Annotated in this window: 12 protein-coding genes; all 12 read right to left on the bottom strand. The window is 67.6% G+C overall.

The annotated features are described in order from the left end of the window. Window positions 1–48: 48 nt before the first annotated feature. The 12 genes from FNL14_RS22765 to dacB all read right to left on the bottom strand — a co-directional run bounded on the left by FNL14_RS22765 (window position 49) and on the right by dacB (window position 11,372). On the bottom strand, window positions 49–561 hold the full coding sequence (locus FNL14_RS22765; protein ID WP_142065026.1) for a PH domain-containing protein: 513 nt from the start codon (window positions 559–561) through the stop codon (window positions 49–51). Further along, window positions 542–1,090 (bottom strand): DUF3180 domain-containing protein, encoded by a 549-nt coding sequence (locus FNL14_RS22760; protein WP_142065023.1) that lies wholly within the window; start codon window positions 1,088–1,090, stop codon window positions 542–544. Before FNL14_RS22760 ends, FNL14_RS22765 begins: the two co-directional genes overlap by 20 nt. After that, window positions 1,087–1,632, bottom strand: a complete 546-nt coding sequence (gene folK / locus FNL14_RS22755) for a 2-amino-4-hydroxy-6-hydroxymethyldihydropteridine diphosphokinase (protein ID WP_142065020.1) — start codon at window positions 1,630–1,632, stop codon at window positions 1,087–1,089. Before folK ends, FNL14_RS22760 begins: the two co-directional genes overlap by 4 nt. Then, window positions 1,629–2,006, bottom strand: coding sequence for a dihydroneopterin aldolase (gene folB, locus FNL14_RS22750; protein ID WP_142065017.1), 378 nt, complete (start codon window positions 2,004–2,006; stop codon window positions 1,629–1,631). Before folB ends, folK begins: the two co-directional genes overlap by 4 nt. 8 nt (window positions 2,007–2,014) lie before the next feature. Next, window positions 2,015–2,935 carry a dihydropteroate synthase gene (gene folP, locus FNL14_RS22745; RefSeq protein ID WP_142065014.1) on the bottom strand — a complete coding sequence of 307 codons (921 nt, stop codon included), beginning with the start codon at window positions 2,933–2,935 and terminating at the stop codon, window positions 2,015–2,017. Window positions 2,936–2,945: 10 nt separating this feature from the next. Then, window positions 2,946–3,590, bottom strand: a complete 645-nt coding sequence (gene folE / locus FNL14_RS22740) for a GTP cyclohydrolase I FolE (RefSeq protein ID WP_050056741.1) — start codon at window positions 3,588–3,590, stop codon at window positions 2,946–2,948. Between the two features lie 10 nt (window positions 3,591–3,600). Beyond that, window positions 3,601–5,664, bottom strand: a complete 2,064-nt coding sequence (gene ftsH, locus FNL14_RS22735) for an ATP-dependent zinc metalloprotease FtsH (RefSeq protein ID WP_142065011.1) — start codon at window positions 5,662–5,664, stop codon at window positions 3,601–3,603. 179 nt (window positions 5,665–5,843) lie between these two features. After that, window positions 5,844–6,884, bottom strand: coding sequence for a LacI family DNA-binding transcriptional regulator (locus FNL14_RS22730; RefSeq protein WP_255470975.1), 1,041 nt, complete (start codon window positions 6,882–6,884; stop codon window positions 5,844–5,846). A 17-nt stretch (window positions 6,885–6,901) separates the two neighbouring features. Continuing rightward, window positions 6,902–7,453 (bottom strand): hypoxanthine phosphoribosyltransferase, encoded by a 552-nt coding sequence (gene hpt, locus FNL14_RS22725; protein WP_018770260.1) that lies wholly within the window; start codon window positions 7,451–7,453, stop codon window positions 6,902–6,904. Window positions 7,454–7,484: 31 nt separating this feature from the next. Then, the gene (tilS, locus tag FNL14_RS22720) at window positions 7,485–8,543 is read right to left on the bottom strand and encodes a tRNA lysidine(34) synthetase TilS (RefSeq protein ID WP_142065008.1); all 1,059 of its coding nucleotides are present in this window, start codon (window positions 8,541–8,543) and stop codon (window positions 7,485–7,487) included. Between the two features lie 146 nt (window positions 8,544–8,689). Continuing rightward, entirely contained in the window at window positions 8,690–9,823 is a 1,134-nt protein-coding gene (locus tag FNL14_RS22715) for a zinc-dependent metalloprotease (protein WP_142065005.1), read from the bottom strand. A 160-nt stretch (window positions 9,824–9,983) separates the two neighbouring features. Further along, window positions 9,984–11,372, bottom strand: a complete 1,389-nt coding sequence (dacB, locus tag FNL14_RS22710) for a D-alanyl-D-alanine carboxypeptidase/D-alanyl-D-alanine-endopeptidase (RefSeq protein WP_142065002.1) — start codon at window positions 11,370–11,372, stop codon at window positions 9,984–9,986.

The following is an 11,372-nucleotide window of genomic DNA, read 5'->3' as shown; positions in this document are numbered from 1 at the left end:
CGGGGGCTGTGCTGGGGGCGCCGGGCTCGGGCCGCGGTCCCTCTGCCGTCACAGTCCAGCCAGCCTGGCTTCGCCCCGCGCGGCGAGCTGTTCACGGAGCCGTGCCCCTTCCGCCGCGGGCAGCCCGGGGATGTGTGCCCGGGTCCCCGGCGAGGCGGTGTGAAGTTTCAGGGTGCACAGGCCCAGCCCGCGCTCAACCGGACCCACGCCGATGTCCACGTATTGCATGCGGCCGTAGGGGACGGCCATGGTGCGCTGGAAAAAGATCCCGGTCCTGATGAGGAGGTCGTCATCCCGTTCCGCGTAGCCGATGGCGCGGACCTGCCGCGGGATCAGCACCAGCCTCCACAGCGCCAGCACCAGCGCCACGGCGGGCACGGTGACGGCAAGCCACAGCGGCGGCCACGCCCACACACCAAGCAGCACAAACACCAGGGGCAGGGACAGCAGGAGCACAGTAATGAGGTTCGCCAGCGCCCACTCCACCAGCCGGACGGTGACGTACTTTGGTGATACGCGCTGCCAGCTGATTCCCGGCGGGTCAATCGCCCCGGTATGCATATTCGCCTTCCCCTGTGGCTTCGCCGCGTACCGATCGGCCCGTCTTACCGTCTGTGCCGTTGGTATCGCCATCCTCCGGCGGGATCTTGCAGAACCGCTCCACAAGGAAGCCAACCACGATCATCACCAGTCCGCCGCCCGCCATCGCCAGCGCCAGCCAGGTAATGCCCTGGTTGCTGCGCAGGCTCCAGATCCGCAGCTGGTCCAGGAAGATTCCCACGTGCCAGCCCAGCAGGACCGTCCCCGCATAAGCGCAGGCCTGCGCGAGAACCAGGGTCCGGGCCGCGAGGAGCGGATCGAGCAGTGTCTTTTTCTTGGAGCTGTTGGGTTTGTTGCTGTTGCGCCACCGCAGGATCCTGATGCCAAGGATCAGGGTGATGGCCACAATCACGCCCATGGTGGCCAGCGCAGTGGCCGGCAGGACGGGAGTGGCCATGCCGTAGCGGCTGGTCACCACCGTGGCCGACCAGCCCGCCACCGCCAGGATGACGCAGATCAGCATCAGGCGCAGCGGATTGAGGGGTTTCATCGCTCCTCCACAGCTCCTGCCGTGGGCAGGCCGTCGAAGTCGCCGAAGCCGTCGAACAGGGCAAGGTCGCCAAAATCATCAGCCCGGGCGGCAAGGACGCTGATGCGTTCACCGTTCAGCGTGGCTGCGGGCTCGATCAGGGACCAAGGGTACAGGACGAAGGCGCGGCTCGCCGCGCGCGGATGCGGCAGGGTGAGGACAGGGTCATCGCTGCGCAGATCGCCGTACGTAATGATGTCGACGTCGAGCGTCCGCGGCCCCCAGCGCACCTCCCGAACGCGGTGGTGCTTGTTTTCCACTGACTGGCAGTGTTCCAGCAGCTCCTCCGGGGTGAGGCTGATTTCGACGGTGATGACCATGTTCAGGAAGTCCGGCTGGTTCGGCGGACCGCCCACGGCTTTGGTCTGCACAATGGGCGAAACCGCGAGGAGGCGGACCTCGGGCGGGTCCACCAGGTCCGCGACGGCTTCGGTCAGGGTCTCGTTGCGTTCACCAAGGTTGCTGCCCAGGGCAAGCACCACCTTGGAATACACGGAGTTCATGCGGCTTCCCCCTGCGCTGGTCTCTCCCGGTGGACGCTGACCGCCACGTCGCCGAAGGGAACCTCGATGGGTGCCTGCGGTTTATGCACGGTGATGTCCACGGCCTCAAGCCGGAATTCGCTGAGCAGGCTGTCCGCGATCCGCACGGCAAGCGCCTCGATCAGGTTCAGCGGTTCGCCGGAAATCCACTCAGTAATACGCTGCGCAACCTCGCCGTAGTGCGCGGTGTCCCGGACGTCGTCCGATTCCGCGGCCTTGGCGAAGTCCAGGTGGAGCACCGCGTCCACCATGAACGGCTGGCCTTCACGGCGTTCAAAATCAAAGACTCCGTGATGGCCGACGGCGGTGACCCCGGTCAGCGTAATCCTGTCCATGGCTGGGCCTACTGGCTGGTTCTTGGGGCGGCCATGCGCGCGGCAACCTTCACGGCGTCCAGGCTGGGGCCGACGTCGTGCACGCGCACTGCCCAGGCGCCCCGGTAGGCACTGATGGCGGTGATGGCTGCGGTGGCGTCATCGCGTTCCTGCGGCGCGGCGGTCTTGCCGGCAACGGTCAGGAGGGTGCCGAGGAACCGCTTGCGGGACGCACCCACCAGGACCTTGTGGCCCAGGCTGTCCAACTGGTCCAGGTTCTGCAGCAGTTCCCAGTTCTGGGCATCGTTCTTGGCGAACCCCAGGCCCGGATCGATGATGATCTGCTCCGGGCGGACGCCCGCGGCATAAAGCTTGTCCCGGACGCCGGCCAGTTCGGCCACCACTTCAGCGGCCACGTCCTTGTACTCCGCGAGGGAGTTCATGGTGCGGGCGTCGCCGCGGCGGTGCGTGAGGATGTACGGGGCCTTGGAGGATGCCGCGAGCTCGGCCATTTCGGGTTCCATGGTGAGCCCGGAGACGTCATTGATGATGGCAGCTCCGGCGTTGAGTGCGGCGGCGGCAGTGGAGGCGTGGATGGTGTCGATGCTGACCAGGGCGCCGGCCTTGACCAGAGCCTCGATCACGGGAATCACGCGCCGCTGTTCTTCCTCGGGGCTGACGTCTTCCGCGCCGGGGCGTGTGGATTCGCCGCCGACGTCGATGATGTCCGCTCCCGCGTAGAACATGCGCAGTCCGGCGGCGATGGCGGAATCGGCCGTGCCGTGCTGGCCGCCGTCGCTGAAGGAGTCCGGCGTAACGTTCACAATGCCCATGACGAGCGTGCGGTCTGTGGGCAGGTCTTCGAAGCGGGCTGCCGGGCGCGGTTTGCGCAGGACGGGCAAGGGTGAGGTTGCGGGGCCGGTTCCCGGCGCTGCAGCGAGTGAATCCATGGTGTGTTGATTACCTTCCGAGGATGAGGCTCATGGCTTCGGCGCGGGTGGCCGGGTCATGAAGCTGCCCGCGGACCGCACTGGTGACGGTCTTTGCTCCGGGCTTGCGGATACCGCGCATGGACATGCACATGTGTTCGCATTCAACAACGACGATGGCGCCACGCGGCTTGAGGTGGCGGACCATCGCTTCAACAATCTCCGTGGTGAGGCGTTCCTGCACCTGGGGACGGCGGGCGTAGATATCCACGAGCCGGGCCAGCTTGCTCAGCCCGGTCACCTTGCCCTCATGCGAGGGAATGTAGCCCACGTGGGCCACACCGTGGAACGGCACCAAGTGGTGCTCACAGGTGGAGTAGAACGGGATGTCCTTGACCAGCACCAGTTCTTCATGGTCCAGGTCGAAGGTGGTGGACAGGACGTCGGCGGGGTCGTGGTGCAGCCCGGCAAACACCTCGGCATAAGCCTTGGCCACCCGCTTGGGGGTGTCCACGAGGCCGCCGCGGTCCGGGTCTTCCCCGATAGCAAGGAGGATCTCGCGGACGGCAGCCTCAATGCGCGGCCGGTCCACCTTCTGGTGCTTTGAATGGTGGGCGCCGCCCTCCGCCGGATAGCCGGCGGAGGCGGGAACGTCGTCGTCGTCGAAGTGGGTCACGTATGAAAGCTTAGCCGCGAAGGGCGTCAGGCCCCGAGTCGGGGATGCCTCCCTGGAACGGGGCGTCTTCCGGAACACCCTGCGGATGCGGCGGCTGGGCGTCCAGCGGCTCGTCCAGGCGGGCCTGCTTGGCTTCCTCCTGGGCTTCACGCTCAGCCTGCTCCCGGCGGGACTCCACCGGACCGGCTTTCTGCACCGGACGGGTCTCCTTGGACAGCCACACCTCGCGGAAGTCGCGCTTGCGGATGTCACGGAAGATGTCGGCGATCTCGGCCTGGTTCAGCGTTTCGCGTTCCAGCAGCTCGAGTGCCAGGCGGTCCAGGACGTCGCGGTTCTCGGTGAGGATGGCGTAGGCCTCGTCATGGGCCTGGTCGATCAGCCGGCGCACTTCCTCATCCACCACGTAGGCGATCTGGTCCGAGTAGTTGCGCTCGTGGCCGGCGTCGCGGCCCAGGAACGGCTCGCCGCCGCCCTGGCCCAGCCGGACGGCGCCGACGCGTTCGCTCATGCCGTACTCGGTGACCATCTTGCGGGCGGTGCCGGTGGCCTTCTCGATGTCGTTCGAGGCGCCGGTGGAGGGATCGTGGAAGACAATTTCCTCGGCCACGCGGCCACCCATGGCGTAGGCCATCTGGTCCAGGAGCTCGTTGCGGGTCACGGAGTACTTGTCGTTGTCCGGGACCACCATGGTGTAGCCGAGGGCACGGCCGCGGGGAAGGATGGTGATCTTGGTGACCGGGGCGGAGTTCCGCAGTGCGGCCGCCACCAGGGCGTGGCCGCCTTCGTGGTAGGCGGTGATCTTGCGCTCGTGCTCCTTCATCACGCGGCTGCGCTTCTGCGGGCCGGCCATCACACGGTCGATGGCCTCGTCCAGGGCGCGGTCATCAATCAGGTTGGCATTGGAGCGCGCGGTCAGCAGTGCCGCCTCGTTCAGGACGTTGGCGAGGTCCGCACCGGTGTAGCCGGGCGTTTTCTTGGCAACGGCCTTGAGGTCCACGGCGGGTGCCATGGGCTTGCCCTTGGCGTGCACCTGGAGGATCTGGTCGCGGCCGATCATGTCCGGTGCTTCCACGCCGATCTGGCGGTCGAAACGGCCCGGCCGCAGCAGTGCGGGGTCCAGGACGTCCGGGCGGTTGGTCGCGGCGATGAGGATGACGTTGGTTTTGACGTCGAAGCCGTCCATCTCCACCAGCAGCTGGTTGAGGGTCTGCTCGCGTTCGTCGTTGCCGCCGCCAATGCCGGCACCGCGGTGGCGGCCGACGGCGTCGATCTCGTCCACGAAGATGATGGCGGGCGAGTTGGCCTTGGCCTGTTCGAAGAGGTCGCGGACGCGGGAGGCACCCACGCCAACGAACATTTCCACGAAGTCCGAGCCGGAGATGGAGAAGAAGGGGACGCCGGCCTCACCGGCGACGGCGCGGGCCAGGAGGGTCTTACCGGTACCTGGCGGGCCGTACAGCAGCACGCCCTTGGGGATCTTGGCGCCAACAGCCTGGAACTTGGCCGGTTCCTGCAGGAATTCCTTGATCTCCTGCAGTTCCTCGACAGCTTCGTCGGAGCCGGCCACGTCGGCGAACGTCACCTGCGGCATGTCCTTGCTGACCATCTTGGCCTTGGACTTGCCGAACTGCATGATCTTGGAGCCGCCGCCCTGCATCCGGGTCATCAGGAACCAGAACAGGGCACCAAGCAGGATGACCGGGATCAGCAGCGAGAGCAGGCCGGAGAACCAGTTGCTTTCGATCGGCTGGTCCGTGTAGCCCTCGCTCGGCTTGGCGTCGGTGACGGCTTTGACCACGTCCTGGGCACGGGCATCCACAAAGAAGAACTGGACGCTCTTGCCCTTGTCCTGGCCTTCCAGCTGGAGGTTGTCCTTCAGCACCAGGTCAACACGGTTTTCGCCGTCGAAGATCTTTGCCTGCTCCACCTTGTTGCCGGAGAGCAGTTCCAGGCCCTTATCTGTGTCGATCCGGGCTGCACCGCCGGGAGCGAGCGTTGCAAAGGCCACCAGGAGCATCCCGATCACAACGACGATCCAGATGCCCGGGCCCTTGAAGAAGTTCTTAGCTTTCATCTGTTCGGGGGCTGGCCCCGTCCCTCCTGGTAGTGCTGCACGGCGAGTACTCTGCGCGCGTGATGGTGCTGCGTCAGCTTCTAGCTATACACCGTCCGGAGTAGATCACGCATGGTGTGGGGCAAAAGTTCCCTGTGGGCGTACTGGTGCCACGACGCCTCCGGACAGGAGCATAGGGCCTAAATCCGGGGCGCGGCCACTGAGCCGCGGGCTACCAGCGGGCAGTTAAGGAGCACTGGTTCAGGAACGGCGGCCTCCGGCAGCTGCGTCCCCTCCACCGTGTCGATCAACCGTTCGGCGGCCCAGGCGCCAATCTCATAGTGCGGCAATGCAACGGTGGTAAGCCCGGGATGCAGGTTGGCGGCGATCAGTTCCTGGTCGTCAAAACCCAGCACGGACAGGTCCGCGGGGATGGAGAGGCCCAGCTCGGCAGCTGCCCGGTAGGCTCCCATCGCCATCCGGTCGTTGTAGCAGAACAAGGCCGACGGCGGGTTGCCACCCTGGAGGATGCGGCGGGCGGCCGCATAGCCGCCCTGCGCATCAGACGAGGCTGCCTCCACAGGTGCCGCGCCGCCGTCGAGCCCTGCCCGGTCCAGGGTTTCTCGGAAGCCGCGGAGCCGCCCGCGGGTGGAGGGCACGTCCTCGGTGTTGTTGATGAAGCCAATGCGCGTGTGGCCCGCGGCGAGCAGGGTTTCGACGGCGGTGCGTGCGCCGCCGTACTCGTCCGGGACTACGGAGGTGAATGGCTCGCCGGTGCTGACTGCATCAACGAGGACCGCCGGCACCTTTCCAAGGTTGGGCGGGACGTCCACGGTCCGGTGGTACATCGTGGCGTAGAGGATGCCGTCCACCTGCCGCTCAAGGAGCGCCTCCACGTCCGCTTCCCGGGATGCCGGGCCCGCGGAGCCAGAGGTGTTGATGACCATCAGGGTGTACCCGCGGGCGCGGGCAGCATCATCGGCCCCCAACAGGATGCGGCCCGCGTGCGGCGTGGTGGCGATGTCCTCGCTGACCAGGCCCAGCATTCCGGTGCGCCGGCTCCGCAGTGCCTGCGCCAGGCGGTTCGGCCCGTAGCCCAGCTGCGTGGCTGCGGACCGGACCTTGTCCCGCGTTTCGGCGCTGACCCGGGCGTAGGAAACGTCGTTCAGGACATGGGAGACCGTGGTGACAGATACTCCTGCGGCCAGGGCCACGTCCTTGATGCCAATGTTTTTACGCAAGGCCCGGGCGGCTCAGCCTACTCGTAGACGTGCGGGGCGAGGGTGCCCACGAAGTCCAGGTTGCGGTACTTCTCGGCGTAGTCCAGGCCGTAGCCCACCACGAATTCGTTGGGGATGTCGTACCCGACGTACTTGACGTCGATCTCCACCTTCGCAGCAGTCGGCTTGCGGAAGGCGGTGCAGATTTCCACTGAAGCGGTGCCGCGGGATTCCAGGTTGGTCTTCAACCAGGAGAGCGTGAGGCCGGAGTCGATGATGTCCTCGACGATCAGCACGTCCTTGCCCATCAGGTCCGTGTCCAGGTCCTTCAGGATGCGGACAACTCCCGAGGACTGGGTGCCGGAGCCGTAGGAGGAGACAGCCATCCAGTCCATGGAGATGTGGCTGTGGAGTGCGCGCGCCAGGTCAGCCATCACCATCACGGCACCCTTGAGGACGCCCACCAGGAGGATCTCGCGGCCCTCGTAGTCCTTGTCGATCTGCGCAGCGAGCTCGGTGATCCGCTGCTGGATCTGCTCCTTGGTGTAGAGAACGTGCTTGAGGTCTGCCTGGACGTCGTTTGAATCCACCAATGGCTCCTGTGTAGATGCGGGGGTGCGACTATTTTGCGGGCGGTTTTTGAGACCGGAATACTAGCTTCCCACAGCGTGCGCCTCCGCGGGGAACGGAGCCGGGGCTGCCCAGGGCCGCCGGAACGCCGGCATCCTTCGATCCCTCCCGCTGCGCCAGCGACAACCTGTAGACGCTCACGCCGCCGGGCAGCTCCACCGGGCCGGCCGAACCCTGCCGCCGCAGCAGCGCTTCCGCGGCCAAAAGGCGCTGGTAGCTGGGCTGCTGCCCGCCGACGTCGGCCGCTGCCTTGGCGATGACGCGGAACCTGATGGCGGGAGCCAGGCCGCGCAAGGCGTCCTCCGGAAGGCTGAGTTCGAGGCCGTTCCGCTCCACGAGCGAGGCGAAGGTGCTTTCCGCCACATCCTCCAGGTAGTCGGCGTCCAGCTGCAGGATGGAGGCCGTCCGGGCCAGGGATTCAGCGACGCCGGGCCCCAGCTTTTCCTCAAGGTGAGGGAGCACTTCCACACGGGTTCGCGAACGGGCGAAGGCCGGATCCGAGTTGCTGGGATCGTGCCAGGGGTCCAGTTCCTCGACCGCGCAGATTTCCTCCGTGTCCGCCCGGCGGAGTCCCAGGAAGGGCCGCAGCAGCTTGCCGCGGACAGGCCTCATCCCGGCCAGCGACCGGGTGCCCGAACCCCGGGCCAGGCCCAGGAGCACCTGTTCGGCCTGGTCGTCCAGCGTGTGTCCCAGCAGGATGGCATCCGCACCTTGGTCCTGGGCGGCTGCTTCCAGCGCAGCGTGCCGGGCTTCGCGTGCGGCGGCTTCCGGGCCGAGTCCCGTCCCGTCCACGGTCACGGTCCGGATGTCCACGGGGGCAAGGCCCAGTTCCTGCAGGACGCGGGCTGTTTCGGCCGCCACGTGGGCGGAGCCTTCCTGCAACTGGTGGTCCACCACCACGGCACCCACCGTGACAGGGTGGCCGCGGACGTGGCCGCGGCGGGCGAAGTAAGCGGCCACTGCTGCCAGGGCGAGGGAGTCCGGTCCCCCGCTGCAGGCCACCAGGAGGTGCCGGGGGTAGCCGGCCCGGGCCAGGGCGTCCTGGAGCATCTTGCGGGCAGTGCCGACGACGGGCGCGAGCCGGCCGGGCCGTCGTCGCCCGGTTTGCTGAGGTGGTTCGCTGCGCTGGGCTGGTTCGCTGCGCTGGGCTGGATCGCTGGACTGGGCTGGCTGGCCGGGGTGGGGAACGGTGTTAATCAGAGTCCCATCCGCTCAAGCCACAGCTTGGCATCGTGGATTTCGGGCTCGGTGGGCAGGTGGTCGGCCGACTCCCACACCCGGTTGAAGCCTTCCATTCCGGCGACGTCCACCACTGCGCGGACGAACCGGGCGCCGTCGGAGTACTGGCGCATCTTGGCGTCCAGGCCCAGCAAGCTGCGGATGAACTTTTCGATCACGCCGCGGTCCTTGCCGCGGTCGTTGAACCGCTGCCGGATGGTCTTCACCGACGGGACAATGCTGGCGTCCACGGCGTCCATCACCACGTTCGCGTGGCCTTCAAGCAGGCTCATCACCGCGGTGAGGTGCGAGATGGCGGCCTTCTCCTCGGGGTCCTGCAGCAGGTCCAGGATGGCGCCGCGGCCGGGAGTGTTTCCGTCGGCCGTACGGTCCTTCAGTGAACGGGCAGCGGCGGTGGCGCGCTCCATCAGCGAATCCACGTTGCCCAGCAGGTGGCCGCTGAGTTCGTCGATCTGCTCCAGCATGTGGTGCCGCAGCCACGGCGCGGCCGCGAACTGGACCCGGTGGGTCTGCTCATGCAGGCAAACCCAGAGGCGGAAATCCTCCGGGGTGACGTTCAGTTCCCGCTCCACAGCAACAATGTTCGGAGCCACCAGGAGCAGGCGTCCCCCTGACGGCGCGGTGGAACCCTCGGCGAGCGCCGCAAAGGGATCGTATTGGCCCAGGACCTTGCTGGACAGGAAGGCCAGGACGGCACCCAACTGGCTGCCGGTGATGGCGCCGCTGACACTCGCGGCGGCAGGGCTCAGGGAAGCGCGCCTGCTTTCGAGCATCTTTTCCATGGCGGGCTTCAGCATCACGGCGAAGCTTTGGGTGTTGGCCTTGGCCCAGGAAGCACGGTCCACCACCAGCACGGTGGAATCCCGCAGGTTCCGTGCCGCTTCCAGGCCCGTGATCTCGTGGACATGCTCCACCGAAGCGTCGGCGAGCCGGCGGAGGCTGTCCACGGCGTCACCGATGGCGGCCTGGTTCAGGACCGGGCCGGCCGGAGCCAGCCGCGCCGCGGTGGAGGCGGCAAGGTCCCAGTTGATCAGGGACGAGGCCTGGCTGGCCAACGTTTGTGCTGACGAATCACCTGTAGTGGACTCCATAAGTCCCATCAGAACACAGCACCCTGTGGATAGTCCTTAAGTTCGCTCACCGGCGAACCAAAGCAGCGCCCTTTCTGCACGGACGGCCCGGCCCCGCATGAGCGGCCCCGGCCAGCAACGGTTGAGCGGGGCGGGGCCGCTCCTGCAGACTCGCGGGGTGCTACCTGCAGCCGCAGCCCGCGAGCGCCGTGGCAGCCCGGTCCAACGCCACCTTGTTGCCGGCGGCGCCGGGCGTGAGCCCGTTGCCGATGAAGGAGAAGACCAGGAGGCGGCCGTCGGCGTCCACCACGTAGCCGCTCAGCGCCAGCACCGTGTTCAGTGTCCCGGTCTTGGCGCGGACCAGCCCTGCGCCGCGGGCGGTTGAGTCTTCGCCGTAGCGTGCGTCCAACGTACCGGTGAGGCCTGCCACGGGGAAGCCGTCCAGCGCCGCGCGCAGGCGGCTGTCCGTGCCGGCGGCGATAGCCCGCACCACCTCGGTGAACTGGCGTGCTGACACCTGGTTGCCCATCGCGAGCCCGCACACATCCACGAGCCGGATGCCGTCAACGTCGATTCCGGCGTCGGTGAGCTGCGCGCGGACGGCAGCCGTGGCGCCGTCGTTGCTGCCCGGTCCCCCTGCGGCTACCGAAGCCATCCGGCCCAAGACTTCGGCAAGGTAGTTGTCCGAGGCCTGCAGCATCAGGTCCACCTGTTCGGCCACCGTGGCAGACTGCGCCTCCGCGAGGACCGCTCTTTCCCCCGGCTCCCCGGCTGTTGGTGCTAAACGGGGGGAACGCTCGACGGCGGCTGCCACAGTTAGTCCCGCGGCCGCGCCTGCCGTCCGCAGCCGGGCCGCGAATTCGTCCGCCACCGTGACGGCCGAATCCTGCGGGCGCGGGCCGGTGGTGACGGCGGGATCGTAGCGCGCTGAGTTCAGCGCCAGCGGGTAGACGGGCGCCACTTCCCCGGCAGCAACGTCCCCGCTTTCCCAGGCGGGGTTAAGGGCCGGGCCGGTGAACAGGGAATCATCCACCAGCACTTGGAGCTCACCTGTTGTGCCGGCAGCTTTCAGCGCTTCCACAGTTTGCGCAGCCAGCGTCGCCAGGCCGGCGTGGCCCATCGTCCCGTCCGCGTTCGACTCCCCGGCGCCGAGGAGGACGTCGCCGCCGCCCACCAGCACCACCTGACCGGCAGCCGGGCCTTGCACCACGGACGTGGTGAAGCGGTGCTCCGGGCCCAGCGAGCGCAAGGCCGCCACCGCGGTCAGCAGTTTCAGGTTGGAGGCCGGCACGCGGCTCTCCGAACCGCCGCGGTCAAAGAGGACCTGCCCGGTGAGTGCATCCTGTACCAGCCCCGTAAAGTTCCCGCCGCCGTCGGCCTTCAGCAGCGGCTCCACTTGAGCGGTGACGCTGGCCGCGGCCGGGATGCCGGCCGATGCGTCCAGCGGGGCAAGTCCGCCCGCGGCGGAGAGAGTGGCGGGGGCCTGCTGCCACTCCGGCGGCGGCGGGGCGGGGGCAGGGGCTTCCGGGCCCACGAACCCCGGCGCAACCAGCAGTGCTGCGGGGATCAT

It is taken from the genome of Pseudarthrobacter sp. B4EP4b, assembly GCF_006680095.1.
Taxonomy (GTDB): domain Bacteria; phylum Actinomycetota; class Actinomycetes; order Actinomycetales; family Micrococcaceae; genus Arthrobacter.
Note: the sequence above shows the minus strand (reverse complement) of the source record. Positions and strands in the feature narration are given on the sequence as shown.